The following is a 17,808-nucleotide window of genomic DNA, read 5'->3' on the forward strand; positions in this document are numbered from 1 at the left end:
CAGTAGAGGAACCGCCCTTCGGGGCGGTTTTTTTACACCTGCATTTTGGCAATGGGGAAACGCGCTATTTTTGCAAAGCAGTGATAAGGGTAGAATGCCGCCATGCTTTTCACCGAACGATAAAGAGTGACGGACCCGAATGAACGATAAAGTAAAACAAGACGACATTAACAAAGCACTTTGGGACGCCTGTGACACGTTCCGTGGCACCATCAGCGCGGATACCTACAAAGATTTCATCCTGACGATGCTGTTTCTGAAATACATCTCTGACGTCTGGCAGGATCATTACGACACTTACGCCAAAGAGCACGGTGATTCGCCGGAACTGATCGAAGCGCTGATGAAAAGTGAGCGTTTTGTCCTGCCGAAAGAGGCCAGTTATTACGCCATTTACGCCCGTCGTCACGAAGCCAAAAACGGCGAACGTATCGATCAGGCGCTGCACGCTATTGAAGAAGCCAACGGCACCAAACTTAAGGATGCTGGTAAAAGCGTGTTCCAGGATATTTCTTTCAACACCGATAAACTCGGTGAAGAAAAGCAGAAGAACGGCATTCTGCGCGAACTTATCGAGCATTTTGATAAACCGGAACTGAACCTCAAACCGAGCCGCGTCGGCACGCTGGATGTCATCGGTAACGCTTACGAATACCTGATCAAGAAATTTGCCGCCAGTGGCGGGCAGAAAGCCGGTGAGTTTTATACCCCGCCGGAAGTGTCGGATTTAATGTCGGAACTGCTGGATCCGCAACCGGGCGATACCATTTGCGATCCGGCCTGTGGTTCGGCGTCATTGCTGATCAAATGCGGTGCCCGTGTGCGCACGAATCACGGTTCAAAGCATTATGCTTTGTACGGTCAGGAAGCCATCGGCTCCACCTGGGCGCTGGCAAAAATGAACATGTTCCTGCACGGCGAAGACAACCACAAAATCGAGTGGGGCGATACCATCCGCAACCCGAAATTGCTGGATAAAAACGGCGACCTGATGCTGTTTGATATCGTTACCGCCAACCCGCCGTTCAGCCTGGATAAATGGGGCCATGCGGATGCGGAAACTGATAAATTCAACCGCTTCCACCGGGGTATTCCGCCAAAAACCAAAGGCGACTATGCGTTTATCTCGCATATGATCGAAACCCTGAAACCTGCCACCGGTCGTATGGGCGTAGTCGTGCCGCACGGCGTGCTGTTCCGTGGCTCCAGTGAAGGGAAAATTCGTCAGCAACTGATTGAAGAAAACCTGCTTGATGCGGTGATCGGCCTGCCGGAAAAACTGTTTTACGGCACCGGCATTCCGGCGGCGATCCTTCTCTTTAAGAAAGATAAAATCGACAACAATGTGCTGTTTATCGATGCCAGCCGGGAATATAAATCCGGTAAAAACCAGAACGAGCTCAGCCCGGAAAATATCGCCAAAATCATCGCGACTTATCGCGAAGGTGGCAGCGTAGATAAATACGCGTATATCGCCAGCCTGAAAGAAATTCAGGAAAACGACTACAACCTGAATATTCCGCGTTATGTCGATACCTTCGAGGAAGAAGAAGAGATTGATCTGGTGGCGGTGCGTGAGGAACGTCTGGCAATAACCGCTCAGCTAGATGCGCTGGAAGCGGAAATGGCGGGATATCTGAAGGAGCTGGGTTATGAGTAAGGTTCCGGCGGGTTGGGGTGTAAAGACACTTGGAATGATCTGTAACGGGAAATTGCAAACGGGTCCTTTTGGAAGTCAATTGTATTCGCATGAATATAGCGAAGTAGGGATTCCAGTATTAATGCCCAAGGATTTAATTAATTGCCGGGCTGATTTAGGTAGTGCTGCTAAAATTCCACCTGAAAGAGCAGTTGATCTTAAAAAACACACGCTTAAAAAAGGCGATCTACTTTTTAGTCGTCGAGGAGATGTTGCTAGATTTGCTTTGATTGAAGGCAATAGTATTGGCGCACTCTGTGGAACAGGATGTTTAAAAGCTTCCCCGACTGAAAATTATTCATCTGAGTTTTTGATGTACTGTCTACAATTAGATACTGTTAAAACATGGTTGGAACAAAATGCAGTCGGTCAGACAATGTTGAATATGAATACATCCATATTGTCTGAGCTTCCATTGTTTATAAGCGATAATAAGCGTGAACAGGAAAGAATCGCCCAAATCCTCTCAACCTGGGATAAAGCGATTGCGACCACCGAAAAACTGATCGGCAACAGCCAGCAGCAGAAAAAAGCGCTGATGCAGAGTTTGTTGACGGGGAAGAAGCGGCTGCCGGGGTTTGAGGGGGAGTGGGAACAAGTAAGGTTAGGAAATGTTTGTCAAATGAGTAGTGGTGGAACGCCAAAATCAACTGTTTCCGAATATTATGGCGGGGAGATTCCTTGGGTTTCAATTGCAGATATGACTAAACAAGGTATGTGGATCTCACGAACAGAAAGAAATCTCACTCAGGAAGGAATTGATAATAGTTCTGCTCGGGTATACCCAGTCAATACTATTTTGTATGCGATGTATGCTTCTATTGGTGAGTGCAGTATAGCAAAAGTAGCGGTTGCTTCTTCTCAGGCCATTCTGGGTATTCGACCAAATGAAAATGTATTTTATCTCTATATTTACTATTTCCTTTCCTCACTAAAGGAAGAGGTGAAATTACAGGGTCAGCAAGGAACTCAGGCGAATTTAAATGCAGGAATGGTTAAAGATTTTTCTCTAAAACTCCCCCCACTCCCGGAACAACAAAAAATCGCCGCCATCCTTACCGCTGCCGATAATGAGATCGACCTGCTGCAAAAGAAACTGGCCTTCCTGAAGCAGGAAAAGGCCGCGTTAATGCAGCAATTGCTGACCGGTAAGCGCCGGGTGAAGGTGGAGGCAGCCTGATGGATGAGAAAGTGGCAACGGCTCCGGCGGGAGAATTTGTTCTGTTTCAAAGCGCTGACGGGCGTGTGCGGCTGGAATGCCGATTTGAGTCGGACACGTTGTGGCTTTCTCAGGCTGCCATGTCCGCGCTTTATCAGATAACACCGCAGGCCATTACTCAGCATATAAAGGCCGTCTATGCAGAAGGTGAACTTGCTCAAAGTTCAACCTGTAAGGATTACTTACAAGTTCAAACTGAAGGTGCAAGGGAGATTAGCCGGCAAATACGGCACTATAATTTGTCGGTGATCCTCTCCGTCGGTTACCGCGTCCGGTCGTCCCGTGGCACGCAGTTCCGCCAGTGGGCAACGCAAACCTTGCAGGAATATGTGATTAAAGGGTTTGTGATGGACGACGTGCGGCTGAAAAATCCGCCGGTCGGGCAATCGGTGGTGCCGGATTATTTCGATGAGATGCTCGAGCGTATCCGCGATATTCGCGCCAGTGAACGTCGGGTGTATCTGCGCATTAAGGATATTTTTGCCATGGCGGCGGATTATCAGCCCTCGGACAAAGACACTGCCCGTTTCTTTCAGGCGATTCAGAATAAACTGCATTATGCCTGTACCGGCCTGACGGCGGCGGAAATTATTGCTCAGCGTGCGGACGCCAGCCAGCCGGATATGGGGCTGACCAGCTTTAAATATGACAACGTGGGTAAAACCGATATCACCATCGCCAAAAATTACCTGCGAGAAGATGAAATCGATCAGCTCAACCGCATTATTTCCATGTGGCTGGATTACGCCGAAGATCAAACCAAACGCCGTCAGCAAATATTCTTAAAAAGCTGGCAGGATAAGCTTGAGCAATTTCTCAATTTCAATGAACTGGATATTTTGCAGGGTGCAGGGAAAACCAGTAAAAAAGAAGCTGATGAAAAAGCCTGTCAGCAATATGAACAATTTGCCGAACAACGTCGCCGCCTGAAAGAGGCCGAAGGTGCCAAAAGTAATATCGAAGCACTTCGCGCCATTGCGCAGAAAAAGGACTAACTGATGTCGCAACCCGAAATGCATACCCCGCCGAAATACGAAGAAGAATACATCGCCAAATTACCCGCCCTGACGCTGATGGCGAATATGGGCTGGCGCTTTCTTTCGCCGCAACAGGCGCTGGATGCCCGTCACGGCAAACAGGATCAGGTGGTATTGCGTGAAGAGTTGCGCCGTGTGCTGCAAACCCGCCGTTTTCATTACGCGGGTAAAGCGCATCCGCTTTCTGAAAAATCTATCGAAAATATTATCAGTGAAGTCTGCAGTCCGGCGCTGAATGAAGGCCTGAGGCAGGCGAATCAGCGGATGTACAACCATTTGCTGTACGGTATCGCCGTCACTGAATTTGTGGATGGCCGTAAAACCAACCAGACGGTTTCACTGATTGACTGGAACAACATCGCCAGCAACAGTTTTCTGGTCACCGAAGAATTTCGTGTCACCCGCACGGGTGGCATTGGTTCTTCATATTATGACTGCCGTAAACCGGATATCGTCGGTTTTGTGAATGGCATTCCGATGGTAGTGATCGAGGCCAAGCGCCCTGTCAGTCAGGGCAAAAAAGGCCCGACCCTCGAAGAAGGTATTTCCCAAAACCTGCGTAATCAGATGCATGACGAAATTCCGCAGTTATTCGTCTACAGCCAGATTTTGCTTTCTGTTAACGGCAACGACGGGCGCTACGCCACCTGCGGGACTCCGCTTAAATTCTGGGGCGGCTGGCGGGAAGAAGATATTACCGACGCTGAAATGCTGGCGGTAAAAAACAAAAAGCTCAGTACGCAACAAATCGCCTCGCTGTTTAGCCACCGTAAACCGCAAGATATCGCCTGGTATCAGAACCTGATTGCCGGCGGTCAGCTGGCTGTCACCGGTCAGGATCAGATGCTCATCAGTCTGTTATTGCCGGCGCGTTTGCTGGACATGACCCGCCTGTATACGCTGTTCGATAATAAGATTGGCCGTGTGATTGCCCGTTATCAGCAGGTGTTTGGCATTAAGCGACTGACTGAGCGCATCAAACTCAAAAATGCGCAGGGGGGTCGTGAAGGCGGCGTGATATGGCATACCACAGGTTCCGGGAAATCGCTGACGATGGTGTTGTTCAGCAAAGCGTTACTGCTGGATGAATCGCTGAAAGCCTGCCGCTTCATCGTCGTGACTGACCGCGTGGATTTACAGACTCAGCTGAGTAACAGTTTTCTGTCGGGCGATCAGCTGCCCGGCAAGCACGATCATCAGAAAGCCATGGCGACCTCGGGCGCGCGTCTGGCGCAGCAAATCGGCAAAGGCAAAGAGCGAATTATCTTCTCGCTGATCCAGAAATTTACCTCCGCAACAGAATTGCCGGAGTGTTTTAACGACGACCCGAATATCGTCGTGCTGATCGACGAAGGCCACCGCAGTCAGGGCGGTGAAAATCATATCCGCATGAAACTGGCGTTGCCCAACGCGGCTTTTGTGGCTTTTACCGGTACGCCATTACTGAAAGATGATAAAACCACCAATAAGTTTGGCCCGATTGTTCACGCTTATACCATGCAACGTGCGGTGGAAGACAAAGCCGTTTCCCCATTGCTGTATGAAGAGCGAAAGCCTGAGCTGAACGTGAATGAGAAAGCCGTCGACAGCTGGTTTGAACGCATCACAGAAGGACTGAGTGACACGCAAAAAGCCGATTTAAAACGCAAATACTCCCGCAAAGGTGCAGTTCAAAGCTCTGATGATCGTATCCGGCTGATCGCTCTGGATGTCGCCAACCATTTCAGTAAACATATTACGGAGGGTCTGAAAGGCCAGCTGGCGTGCGACAGCAAACTCTCGGCGATCAAATATAAAAAGTACCTCGATGAGGCCGGATTGTTTGAATCTGCTGTGGTCATGAGTCCGCCAGATACCCGTGAGGGCAATACCAGCATCGACGAAGCCACTCTGCCGGAAGTCTCGAAGTGGTGGAAAGACAATGTCGGCAGTCAGGATGAGCAGAAATATACCCGCGATCTGATTAAACGTTTTGAGAAAGATGAGCAACTTAAGCTGCTGATCGTGATCGATAAATTACTCACCGGTTTTGATGAGCCGCAGAACGCCGTGTTGTATATCGATAAATCGCTGAAAGGCCATAACCTGATCCAGGCGATCGCCCGTGTAAACCGGCTGCATGACAAGAAAAAAGAAGGATTGCTGATCGACTACCGCGGTGTGCTGGCCGAACTGGATACGACCATCGCCAAATATCAGGATCTGGCCTCACGAACGCAGGGCGGTTATGACATCCATGATATCGACGGTTTGTATAATCAGATGAGCAGCGAATATAAACGCCTGCCTTTACTCTATAACACCCTGTGGGCGATATTTGACGGGGTGACGAATCAAAGTGACCCGGAACAATTACGTCAGGCGCTGGTGCCCAAAATGGAGCTTCGCCACGGCGAGTTTGTCGATATTCACCTGAAACGTCGTGAAGATTTTTACGAGGCTCTCAGTGCCTTTGCCAGTTGCCTGAAAGTGGCATTGCAGTCAGCGACCTTCTTTGAAGACAGCAGCTTTACCGATGCTGACCGCAAAAATTACAAAGATACGGTCAGGCAACTTTCGATTTTGCGTTTACAGATAAAAGCGGATGCCGGTGAAACGGTAGATTATGACGAATACGCTGACCAGGTGAAAAAGCTGCTGGATAAACACGTGGTGGGCGTGCAGATAAAAGAGCCTGATGCGGTGTATAGCGTGTCTAAAATGGGTCAGCAAAAGCCGAAAACACCGGATGCCTCCTGGTCGGAAGATAAAACGCGTAACGAAACCGATATCATCAAAACCCGTGTAACCAAAATGATTGAGCAGGATTTGCATGATGATCCCTACGCGCGGGAAGCCTTCTCTGCGTTGCTGATGAAAACCATCGAAGAAGCCGAAAAACAGTTCGATCATCCTTCCAAACAATACCTGCTGTACTCCGAATTTATGCAGGACGTTGAAAACCGTCGCCTGCAGGATATTCCTGATGCATTTGGCAGCAACAAGCATGCGCAGGCCTACTACGGCGTGTTTAAAAAAACCTTGCCGCAGGTGTTCGCAACGGCAGATAAGCAGGTCGAGAAGAACTGGACCGATCTGGCTTTTGTGGTTGATGCTGAGGTTGACTGTGCCGTTACCGAGAATTCCATTAATACGCAAAATATTGAAGCTGCCATTCGTACCCGTCTGTTGCCGATGTTATTTCAGCAGTGCAAAGACGTCGGGGCGGGTATCCATCAGGTGAATATGATTGTCGAAAGCGTGGTGCAAATCACCCGCGTTGGCTTATCGGGCATATAGGGGAAATATGAGCGTAAGAATTGCGGTTCCCCGGCCACGTAAATATTCGCCTGATCAGTGCTTTCACTATGGCGATGAGCGCATTTGCTTTGAAATCAGCACCCGGCGCAGTCAGAAAAGTAAGGTGTTGATCAAAGTGCATCCGGATTGCCGGGTGCAGGTGGCTGCGCCGGAAAACAGTTCCGATGAAGAAGTGCTCGGTGCGGTTAAAAAACGCGGACGCTGGATCTGGCAACAACTGCGGGATTTCCGCGCCCAGCAGGAGCATCTGACCGAACGGCAATATATCAGCGGTGAAAGCCATTATTATCTCGGCAAGCAATACATGCTGAAAATCCTGGTGGAACCGCAAGAGAAGCCACGGGTCAAAATGCTGCGCGGTAAGCTTGAAATTACGGTGCGGGAAAAGAATCCCGAGCGCATCCGCGTTTTGCTCAATGAATGGTACAAAGACCGCGCCAAAGAGGTGTTCGCCCGAAGGCTGGAGGAGATGCTCATTCAGGCGCTGTGGGTGAGTGAAAGACCGCCGCTGCGCGTGCAAACCATGCAAACTCAATGGGGCAGTTGTTCACCGCTGGGGCGTATAACCCTGAATCCCCATCTGGTCAAAGCGCCACGGGAAAGCATCGATTATGTGATTTTGCATGAATTGTGCCACCTGGCGGAGCATAACCATAGCGAGCAGTTTTATCGCCTGATGAAGCAGGTGATGCCGCACTGGGAGAAGGTGAAAACGCACCTTGATAGTATGGCGGCGGCGTTATTGAATGGCAGCCATCGGGCGTAACGCTGTCTGAAATATTTATTTCGAATGGATCACAATCATCCCCAACTTTTCCAGCAAATGGCTTTGCTGCCAGTCGTCGATTTTCACGCCATCGAGATCGACTTTACGGATGTTCAGTTCGCCCAGATCTGAATTCGTCAGGTCGCAATGGGTGATATTGACGTTATTCCAGTCGAACTCGGTGAATTCGCCGCCGGAAAGGTCGGAGCCGCTTAAGTTTGCGCCCTGCACGTTTGCTCCGGTCCAGCGGTTTTCCCATAACTCGCATTTCTCCAGAATGACTTTGCTGAAGTTGGCGTAGCTGAAGTTATTTTTGGTCATGAAGGCGCTGCAAAACCAGGTGCGCGAGGTGATCATATTCATAAAGCTGGCACCGCTGAAATCTGCGCCGGTGGCTTTGCATTCACGGATTTCACAGCCCAGCGCCTGAATGTTTTTGAAATCTGCCATCGTCAGATCACAGCGCTTAAAGCTGGCATCCTGCAATTTTGCATGCTGGAAAGAGCAGCCTTTTTGTTCTTCATCATCGTAAAAAAGACAATCGACAAATGCGGTTTCTGACAGATCGGTGCTGTCGAACCGGCAGCGGTAGAAGCGGCAGTTCTCCAGTGTCTCGCCGGTGAATTGCTTCACGCTAAAACGCTGGTCAGTGAATACTTGATTGGTGAACATCCTCAATCCTGTTAATTTTGTATTTCAGTTATAAATAGGTTATCAGAAGAACCAGGACACGTTAATGATTTTATATTATCAGTAGTTTGCTTTACTTTATAATATTTTCAATCTGATTAATTACTAAGTAAGTGGCTATGAAGATGTTTTATTTTAATCTCTTCATTATTTATTTTTGAATATGGAGCATTAATATATGCTTGCACCGGATAAAAAATTTCTCACCAAAAAGACAGCAGGCGAGAAGATCTTACACAATACCCGCAACAGATGGTCTTTACAAACCAGTGAGAGCATGATGCGTAATGGTATTCTGTGGCAGCCCGGCAAGAAAACGATAGATGATTATTCTGTGCATAACTATCACGCATTACGAATAGCACTGGGTAAATTGACGATTCAGGAGCAGAGTTTTTTTAATACCCTGTCTCAGGCACCTTTCTATGCTGTTCACTGTACAGATTCACTTGATGTGGTCAATGAGAACAACGATCTGATTTTATATTCGAGGAAGAAATTAATCAGTAAGGGGGTCCGGTTTAATGCAGGTAACACTCAGCCTATAGATATTTCGATGTTGGGAAATGACGGTTATGTATTTTTTTCTTTAGAAGTGGGTTCACCATTACTGAAATCCTCAAGTCGCTTTGGCAGTATATTTTATAAAATAGCCTATTCTCATCCTGTTTTTCGAAATTCATCGCTGGTGCTAACGGATCAGGTCGCTTTAGTGATGCCGAGATGTCATATTCCAGAACTGAGCCGGGAGGCGGTTAATATATTAGAAAAAAGGGCGTTTAATCGTCTGTCGATAATTTTTAACGGGAAGATGCTCTCCATTTTAGGACTGACGTATTCTATTATTTTAGATAGCCGGAGTTTACCGCCCGCAGATCAGACAATAATCCTGTCTGCCAGAAATAACGCACAACTGTCTAACGTAGTGAACAGTTTTTTCCGGCCGGAGATCCGTGTTCCGAAAATGGTTGGCATAAAATCTGATGAATATGCAATCCATATGGAGCATTACAAGCCACGGATGAGCAGTTCCAGTTCAAGTGACAGTGATGAAGACTCTTATGGTAGTGATTTCTTCGGCTCAGGTTCAGACAGCTCAGAGGCAGAAGACTGACAGCCTGCGGTGTGAAAAGTAGTCGACCTTGATTAAGAACGAATCGGTTTGTGGGCAAATTCTACCCTGTCAATTTTGCCCAATTCCCTGCCTGTTACTATGCTCAAAGACTTAAAGGAACTCAGGCAAAGGAAAATCCAAAAATGCGTCTCTCTCCTCTTTTTCTCTCTTTAACTCTGGCATGCAGCCAATATGCAGCCGCTGCACAATCCACATCTGCACCGGCACCAATGCAGGAGCACGTTATGAATCACGCCATCAAAGCAGATAACCCATTTCTGAAACCCAGCCCGCTGGAATATCAGGCGCCACAATTTAATCTCTATAAAGACAGCGATTACGAGCCGGCCATTCTGGAAGGCATTCGCCAGAAACTGGCTGAAGTCGATAAAATCGCTAACGATACAGCGCCGCCTACTTTTGAAAATACTTATGTGGCGCTGGAAAAATCCGGCGTCATGCTGCAGCGCGTACAAAATGTTTTTGGCGCGATGACCGGCGCAAATACCAACGACACGCTGCAAAAAATCGACGAAGACACGTCGCCTGAACTGGCAGCGATGGATGACAGTATCCATCTCAACAGCAAACTGTTTGCGCGGCTGAAAGCGGTGTATGACCAGCGTAGCAGCCTGAAAATTTCCCCCGAATCACAACGCCTGATCGACGTGACGTTTAAAGATTTCGAGCTGGCTGGTGCCAATCTTTCTGATGCGGATAAAGACAAACTCAAGGCGCTGAACCAGCAGGCCGCGACGCTCAGCACGCAGTTCACCAACAAATTGCTGGCCGCGACCAAAGCGGGCGGCCTGACGGTGAAAGATAAAGCGCAGCTTTCCGGGCTAAGTGATGCTGAGTTATCGGCAGCCGCGCAGGCCGCCAAAGACCGCAAGCTGGACAACGCCTGGCTGCTGGTGCTGCAAAACACCACTCAGCAGCCGTTATTACAGTCGCTGGATGACCGTGACACGCGCAAAGCGCTGTATGAAGCTTCCATCAATCGCGCTGAAAAAGGCGATGCCAACGACACCCGTACGCTGATTGCGAAGCTGGCAAAAGTCCGCGCGGAGCAGGCTCAGGTGCTGGGTTTCCCGAGCTATGCCGCGTGGAAGCTGGAAGATCAGATGGCGAAAACGCCGCAAGCCGCACTGGATTTCATGCACAAAATTGTGCCAGCCGCGACCGCCCGCGCGCAGCGTGAGGCGCAGGATATTCAGGCAGAAATCGATAAACAGAAGGGGGGCTTTAAAGTGGCTGCCTGGGACTGGCAGCACTATGCGCAGCAGGTGCGCAAAGAGAAATATGATCTGGACGACGCGCAGATCAAACCGTATTTCGAGCTGAATAACGTGCTGGAGAACGGTGTGTTTTATGCCGCTAATGTGCTGTACGGCATCACGTTTAAAGAGCGCAAAGACCTGCCGGTATATAACCCGGACGTGCGGGTTTTCGAGGTGTTCGATAAAGACGGCAAATCAATGGCATTGTTCTATGCCGATTATTATCAGCGTGATAATAAAGGCGGCGGCGCGTGGATGAGCAATTACGTCGATCAGTCGAAATTACTGGGTAATAAGCCGGTGATTTATAACGTGGCGAACTTCCAGAAACCGGCGGCAGGGCAACCGGCATTGCTGTCGTGGGACGATGTCATCACCCTGTTCCACGAGTTTGGTCATACGCTGCACGGTTTGTTTGCCGATCAGGAATACCCGAGCCTTTCCGGCACCGCGACACCGCGTGATTTTGTCGAGTTCCCGTCGCAGTTTAACGAGCACTGGGCGAGCGACCCGAAAGTGTTTACTCACTTCGCTAAACATTATCAGACCGGCGAAGTGATGCCGCAGGCCTTGCAGGACAAAATCGAGAAGGCCAGTAAGTTCAACAAAGGGTATGACATGACCGAGCTGCTGGCCGCGGCGCTGCTGGATATGCACTGGCACAGTCTGAGCGCAGACGCACCGCAGCAGGACGTTGATAAGTTCGAAGCGGAGTCACTGGCGAAAGATAAAGTGAATCTGGCGTACGTGCCGCCGCGTTACCGTTCCAGCTATTTCCAGCACATCTGGGGTAATGGCTATGCGGCCGGATATTACGCCTACCTGTGGACCGAAATGCTGGCCGACGATGCCTTTGCCGGTATCACTGAACAGGGCGGGCTGACGCGGGAGAATGGTCAGAAATTCCGCGACCAGATCCTCTCACGTGGTAACAGCGAAGACCTCGAAAAGCTTTACGAAACCTGGCGTGGCAAAGCGCCATCGATTGAGCCGATGCTGAAAAACCGCGGGCTGGAAGAGTAAAAGCAGCCGTGCCCGGTATCACGCCGGGCACGTATTATCTTGTCGTAAGTAGTGAACGGAAAAAGGTAAAATCAACGCCCGAAAAACGTCGCTACCCCTGCTCAAATTCCCCTATGCTTTTCCCCATGTCTCCGGTCTGCGAGTGAAATCATGTTGTTCGATTTGCCTGACGATGATGTTCTTTATGCTGCGCTGATTGCCCGTGATCCTGCTTACGATGGCTTTGCCTTTGTCGGCGTGAAAAGCACCGGTATTTTCTGCCGGCTGACCTGTCCCGCGCGTAAACCCAAACGTGAAAATTCCGTATTTTATCCATCGATGGTCAGCGCGATGGAAGCCGGATTCCGGCCGTGTAAACGCTGCCGGCCGCTCATGCAGGGCGGCGAAAAAGACCCGCTGGTGCTGAAATTACTGGCCGCGCTGGAAAATGAGCCGGACAGAAAATGGAGCGAGGGCGATGTGCAGGCGATGAATGTCGATCCTTCCACTGTCCGCCGCGCCTTTAAACGGCAGTTTGGCATCACCTTTCTGGAAATGGCGCGTTTGCGGCGGGTAGGTAAAGGTGTCGATGCGCTTACTCACGGTGAGGCCGTGATTGAGGCGCAACTGGACGCCAGCTTTGGATCCGGTAGCGGATTTCGTGCAGCGATCACCCGGCAAATCGGCAGTAACCCCAGTCAGGCGAGAAAGCATCAGTTTCTGAAAGCAGACTGGCTGGATACGCCCATCGGTTCAATGCTGGCAATTGCCAGTCGCGAGGCGCTGTATCTGCTGGAGTTTATTGACCGTCCGGCATTGCCGAATGAAATTGAGCGGCTGAAGCAGCTCACATCCTCTGAAATTATTTTTGGACGAACGCCACTGGTTGATCAGGTTGAACAGGAGCTGACGGCCTATTTCGCGGGTGAAACACACACATTCGCCACGCCGCTGGCAGAGTTCGGCTCGTTATTTACCCGTAAAGTCTGGGATGCGCTCAGAGACATTCCTGCAGGTGAGCTGCGCAGTTATTCCGCGCTGGCGGCAGATATCGGGCAGGCAACGGCGTCCCGCGCGGTAGCACGTGCCAACGGTGCTAACCAGATTTCAATTCTGATCCCTTGTCATCGCGTAATCGGTGCCGACGGTTCGCTGACCGGTTACGGCGGCGGATTATGGCGCAAGCGATGGCTGATTGAACACGAACGAAGAATGGCGCTAAGCCGCTAAACGAGGAGCAGGGTATGAGTCAGCAAAGTCAGGCAGTGGCATTTTCAGAGCTTCACCAGAAATATAATCCGGTCGTTTTATACAACATCTGGGATGCGGGCAGCGCGCTGGCCGTGGCGCAGGCGGGGGCAAAAGCCATCGCCACCGGAAGCTGGTCGTGTGCGGCGGCGCAGGGATATCAGGATGGCGAAGCCATGCCTTTTTCCAGCCTGTTACACACGGTGCAACGTATTGCCTCAGTTATTAGTTTGCCGCTGACGGTGGATTTCGAAACCGGTTATGGTGCAGCCCGCCGCGACAACCTGAGCGCGCTTTTGCAGGCCGGTGTGGTGGGGATTAATGTTGAGGATCAGCAACTGGGATTATCCGCGCTGAACGGAGTACGAGAACAATGCGAGATTTTAAACTCTCTTCGTCAGGAGGCGGAGTCTCAGGGAATTGCGCTATTTATCAATGCCCGAACCGATGTCTTTTTGCAGCAGCCTGACGCCACGCAACATCCGGCGCTGATGGCCGAAGTCAAAAAGCGGCTGACTGCTTATCAGAATGCGGGTGCCAGCGGGTTTTTTGTTCCAGGTCTGAGTGACGTTGGATTGATTGCCGAACTTTGCGATGTCTCAGCATTGCCGGTGAATATTATGGCCAGCAGCCTGACGCCGCCGCTGGCTGAACTCACTGCGGCGGGTATCAGTCGGTTGAGCTACGGCCCTTATCCTTATGTCGGACTGATGGAAACCCTTAAACAACAGGCGCGCGCGCTGTATTAGCCGCCAGCCGGTGTCCCATCCAGAAGAATACCAGGCCGCCCACCGAGGCGGCGATCAGCGCGATAAACATCACCGGCGGGGCGGCGTAACTGAGCAGAAAACCGCACATCACCGGGTTTATCGCGCCGCCGAGATTGCTCAGATTCTGCATCCCGTAATAACTACCTTTCATGTTTTCTGGCGCGATAAAGTCGATAAACATGTATTCCACCGGAATAACGATCAGTTCGCCGAAGCTGAAAATCGCCATGGCGATCACCCAGAACAGTACGGATTGTCCGGCAGTCATAAAGCCAATCAGGCCGATGATGAAGAAAATTGTGCCGAGCAGCAGCCATTTCAGCAGCGTATTTTGCTTCATCCGGCTGCTTAATACGTACTGGAAAGCGATAACAATCACGGCGTTGGTGATCATCACTGCGCCGATAATCTTGTAGGCAAAGGTCGCGTCCGACACCAGGATCAGATACTGCGACAGATAACCGGCGAACTGCCCGAACACTATCGACCCCAGCGTACTGCCCAGCGTGAAGTAAATCAGGCGGCGGTCGTGCGCGAGAATGCTCAATGTCTGGCGAAGGTTCGGTTTGGGCAGCGGTTTTTGTTCAGGCGTGGTCTGCGGCGGTTTATGCGGAATATTGCGCAATCCCCAGGTCAGGGAAGTCACGGTGCCCAGTGCCAGCACGCCGGAAATCACGAACGGCAGCATCGGGCTGAAACCCGCCAGCCAGACGCCCAGCGATGATCCCACCGCCCAGCCGACGTTCACCAGCGTATAGTTCATCGAAAAGGCTTTCACCCGTTTTTCCACCGGCAACCAGCTGGCGATACAGGCTTTAAGCGTGATGCTGAGCAGCGCATATGAAGCATTCAGCAGCGCCAGAACCAGCAGAACGCCGGTCACATTGGGCAGAAACGGCAGCAGTAAAAAGCTCAGACCAAACAGACTGACGGAAACGGTGATCAGCGTCCGGTGATTGAATTTATCCACCAGATAACCGCCGTACAGACTGCTGAGAATGCCGATCGCCAGGCTGGCTCCGAGAATAATCCCGACGCTTTTCGGCAACAGATGATAGTGCTCAGTCAGATAAATCGTGATAAACGGCAGTGTGACGCCTCGTCCGATAGTGAGTACTAACGAACTGGCTAACAGCGCGAGAATTAACGGCGGCATTCCCTTCATGTTAAACGGCATTCCCTGAGTAACGGCAACATTTTCGTTACATCATAAAGGAGTCTGCGCAGTATTTTTCATTACAAAAAAGAGGGATTTAAGAGAGTTGCGCGGCTATCCCCGCGCTTGCCGGAATTTCCCTTACGGCTTCTGCGGTGCCACGCCGTGGAACAGCAAAAGGGCGACATGTTTGCGCAGCATATCGGGGGAAATAGGCGACGCGCCTTCCTGACGCATTTTCATTGAGGCCATCGGGAACAGCGTCAGGCCGAACAGTGAAATAAACAGCAATGCCGGGTTCAGATCCGGGTTCAGTTTTCCTTCGGCCTGCCAGCGGGTGATGCATTCATGCACGATTTTGCGGTTCTTGTCGCCGTTGCGTTCTTCCATGCGTTTTTTCAGCATGCCGCTTTCGCTGATGACTTCGCGCACCCACAGCGGCGCCACCCACGGATATTTTTCTGCCGCATCAATCATGCACTGCGCCATGTGGGTGATCGCCATCAGCGGGTCGTCGGCGTGTGTTTCAAAAATGTCGGTAAATCCGGCACGCACCGGCTGAAAACGTTCGTCGATCATCACGTCCAGAAGCTGTTCGCGGGTCCTGAAATAGTAATGGAGCATGGCGGTAGTGACGCCCGCTTCTTTGGCGATCATGCTCAGCGGCGTTTCAGCGATGCCGTATTGGGCAAACAGTTTCAGAGCCGCGTCCAGCAGCAGTTCACGCTTATCTGCTCCGGATTTTGCACTGCGCGGACGGCCCGGACGACGCGCGGTTGTCGTCTCTGGCTTTTGATCCTTTTGTGCGGATCTCGCCGTTTCTGAGATTTTTCTGTCTGCCATAAGGGGGGTGATCCATTGACCAGATTAATTTGATGCTTCAATATTAATTATACAGTTAATTAATTACAAGTCAGGATGTCATTCATGACGACAATAAATTCGGCACAGAGCGAAGTCGCGAAGGAGAAGCCTTCAATAAAGCTGCTGTTCTCCGCGCTGATGCTGGTGATGCTACTGGCCGCACTCGACCAGACGATTGTGTCTACCGCGTTGCCGACTATCGTCAGCGAGCTCGGCGGGCTGGATCAGCTCTCGTGGGTGGTGACCTCTTATCTGCTGGCTTCCACGATTGTGGTGCCGCTATACGGTAAGTTTGGTGATCTGCTCGGACGCAAAATCGTGCTGCAAACGGCGATTATTGTGTTCCTGCTCGGTTCGGTATTGTGCGGGCTGGCGCAAAACATGACGCAGCTGATCCTGATGCGCGCCCTGCAAGGGCTGGGCGGTGGCGGGCTGATGGTGGTCAGTATGGCGGCGGTCGGTGATGTCATTCCGCCGTCAGAGCGCGGAAAATATCAGGGGCTGTTCGGCGGCGTATTTGGTCTGGCGACGGTGATCGGGCCGCTGATCGGTGGTTTTCTGGTGGAGCATATTTCGTGGCGCTGGATTTTCTACATCAACCTGCCGCTGGGGATTTTTGCCCTGCTGGTGATTGGCGTGGCGCTGAAATCGCAAAGCGCGCGCATCCGCCATGAAATCGATTTTCTCGGCGCGGGTTATCTCGCGGCGGCGCTGACCTGCATCATTTTGTTCACCAGCGAAGGCGGCACGGTGTATCAGTGGTCGGATCCGCAGCTGTGGTGCATTCTGGCGTTCGGTATCGTGACGCTTGGCGGCTTTATTTACGAAGAGACGCTGGCGGCAGAGCCAATCATTCCGCTGGGTCTGTTCCGCGACCGCACCTTCCTGCTGAGCTGCGCAATCAGCTTTATTATCGGCATGTCGCTGATGGGCTCAATGACTTTCCTGCCGCTGTATCTGCAGGTGGTGAAAGGGTCATCGCCGTCGGGAGCAGGGATGCAGTTGTTGCCGCTGATGGGCGCATTGCTGTTCAGTTCGATAGTCAGCGGGCGTCTGATCAGCCGTATTGGCCGTTATCGTATTTTCCCGATTATCGGTACGTTACTGAGTTTCGCCGGCATGGTGCTGCTGGGCTTTCTGAAAGTCAGTACGCCGGTACATATGCTGTATCTCTATATCGGCGTGCTCGGTTTCGGTCTGGGGATGGTGATGCAGGTGCTGGTGCTGGCGGTGCAGAACTCGGTTTCGATGAAACAAATGGGCGTGGCGACCTCCGGTGTGACGCTGTTCCGCTCGATTGGGGGTTCTATCGGCGTGGCGATGTTTGGCGCGATTTTCACCCACGTTCTGCGTGATCAACTGGTGGCGCTGATCCCCGAAGGTACGGTGCTTCCGCGCTCACTCAGCGCGCAGGCAGTACAAGAATTACCGACCGCCATACGCGATGATTATTTACAGGCGTTTGGCTCGGCGCTGCACTCGGTATATCTGATTGCGGCCTGCGTCATGGTGCTGGCGTTTGTCCTGTCACTGCTGCAAAAAGATGCGGTGCTGAAGAAATAACCGGCTGTAATCTCCGTGATTTGCACTAAGCTTTGCCCTTTACGGCGTTGAAATGGCATGGAAACCAGCAACGCCGACAGGGAAATCATAAAGGGGATCG

The 17,808-nt window shown here is 51.1% G+C and carries 13 protein-coding genes; 10 read left to right on the forward strand and 3 right to left on the reverse strand.

Annotated elements, in window-relative coordinates:
- Window positions 1-139 precede the first annotated feature (139 nt).
- Genes ACJY2G_RS22615 through ACJY2G_RS22635 form a run of 5 tightly spaced genes read left to right on the forward strand, consistent with a single transcriptional unit; the run spans window position 140 to window position 8,021 of the window.
- Window positions 140-1,660 carry a type I restriction-modification system subunit M gene (locus tag ACJY2G_RS22615; protein WP_430320862.1) on the forward strand — a complete coding sequence of 507 codons (1,521 nt, stop codon included), beginning with the start codon at window positions 140-142 and terminating at the stop codon, window positions 1,658-1,660.
- Window positions 1,653-2,879: a restriction endonuclease subunit S gene (locus ACJY2G_RS22620; RefSeq protein ID WP_430320861.1), complete on the forward strand. Its 1,227-nt coding sequence runs from the start codon at window positions 1,653-1,655 to the stop codon at window positions 2,877-2,879. The genes ACJY2G_RS22615 and ACJY2G_RS22620 overlap by 8 nt, the downstream gene beginning before the upstream one ends.
- Window positions 2,879-3,913 (forward strand): virulence RhuM family protein, encoded by a 1,035-nt coding sequence (locus tag ACJY2G_RS22625; protein ID WP_430320860.1) that lies wholly within the window; start codon window positions 2,879-2,881, stop codon window positions 3,911-3,913. The genes ACJY2G_RS22620 and ACJY2G_RS22625 overlap by 1 nt, the downstream gene beginning before the upstream one ends.
- Window positions 3,914-3,916: 3 nt before the next feature.
- The gene (locus ACJY2G_RS22630) at window positions 3,917-7,234 is read left to right on the forward strand and encodes a type I restriction endonuclease subunit R (RefSeq protein ID WP_430320859.1); all 3,318 of its coding nucleotides are present in this window, start codon (window positions 3,917-3,919) and stop codon (window positions 7,232-7,234) included.
- A gap of 7 nt (window positions 7,235-7,241) precedes the next feature.
- A complete protein-coding gene (locus ACJY2G_RS22635; RefSeq protein ID WP_430320858.1) occupies window positions 7,242-8,021 on the forward strand; it encodes a M48 family metallopeptidase in 780 nt (259 codons plus the stop codon).
- 15 nt (window positions 8,022-8,036) lie between these two features.
- Here ACJY2G_RS22635 and ACJY2G_RS22640 read toward each other — a convergent pair whose 3' ends face one another.
- Entirely contained in the window at window positions 8,037-8,693 is a 657-nt protein-coding gene (locus tag ACJY2G_RS22640; protein ID WP_112288028.1) for a Qnr family pentapeptide repeat protein, read from the reverse strand.
- Window positions 8,694-8,889: 196 nt separating this feature from the next.
- Here ACJY2G_RS22640 and ACJY2G_RS22645 point away from each other — a divergent pair, with 196 nt between their 5' ends.
- The 4 genes from ACJY2G_RS22645 to ACJY2G_RS22660 all read left to right on the forward strand — a co-directional run bounded on the left by ACJY2G_RS22645 (window position 8,890) and on the right by ACJY2G_RS22660 (window position 14,104).
- Window positions 8,890-9,825 carry a hypothetical protein gene (locus ACJY2G_RS22645; protein ID WP_430320857.1) on the forward strand — a complete coding sequence of 312 codons (936 nt, stop codon included), beginning with the start codon at window positions 8,890-8,892 and terminating at the stop codon, window positions 9,823-9,825.
- Between the two features lie 143 nt (window positions 9,826-9,968).
- Window positions 9,969-12,128, forward strand: a complete 2,160-nt coding sequence (dcp, locus tag ACJY2G_RS22650) for a peptidyl-dipeptidase Dcp (RefSeq protein ID WP_430320856.1) — start codon at window positions 9,969-9,971, stop codon at window positions 12,126-12,128.
- Window positions 12,129-12,278: 150 nt separating this feature from the next.
- On the forward strand, window positions 12,279-13,337 hold the full coding sequence (locus ACJY2G_RS22655; protein ID WP_430320855.1) for a bifunctional transcriptional activator/DNA repair enzyme AdaA: 1,059 nt from the start codon (window positions 12,279-12,281) through the stop codon (window positions 13,335-13,337).
- A gap of 14 nt (window positions 13,338-13,351) precedes the next feature.
- Window positions 13,352-14,104 (forward strand): isocitrate lyase/PEP mutase family protein, encoded by a 753-nt coding sequence (locus ACJY2G_RS22660; RefSeq protein ID WP_113876928.1) that lies wholly within the window; start codon window positions 13,352-13,354, stop codon window positions 14,102-14,104.
- Here ACJY2G_RS22660 and ACJY2G_RS22665 read toward each other — a convergent pair.
- Complete coding sequence (locus tag ACJY2G_RS22665; RefSeq protein ID WP_113876953.1) at window positions 14,076-15,290, reverse strand: MFS transporter; 1,215 nt, start codon at window positions 15,288-15,290, stop codon at window positions 14,076-14,078. The two genes, ACJY2G_RS22660 and ACJY2G_RS22665, sit on opposite strands and share 29 nt — an antisense overlap.
- 132 nt (window positions 15,291-15,422) lie before the next feature.
- The gene (locus ACJY2G_RS22670) at window positions 15,423-16,124 is read right to left on the reverse strand and encodes a TetR/AcrR family transcriptional regulator (RefSeq protein ID WP_113876929.1); all 702 of its coding nucleotides are present in this window, start codon (window positions 16,122-16,124) and stop codon (window positions 15,423-15,425) included.
- 84 nt (window positions 16,125-16,208) lie between these two features.
- Here ACJY2G_RS22670 and ACJY2G_RS22675 point away from each other — a divergent pair, with 84 nt between their 5' ends.
- Complete coding sequence (locus ACJY2G_RS22675; RefSeq protein ID WP_120163501.1) at window positions 16,209-17,708, forward strand: MDR family MFS transporter; 1,500 nt, start codon at window positions 16,209-16,211, stop codon at window positions 17,706-17,708.
- Window positions 17,709-17,808 lie beyond the last annotated feature (100 nt).

It is taken from the genome of Rahnella sp. ATs2 (genome assembly GCF_051851855.1).
Lineage (GTDB): Bacteria > Pseudomonadota > Gammaproteobacteria > Enterobacterales > Enterobacteriaceae > Rahnella > Rahnella variigena.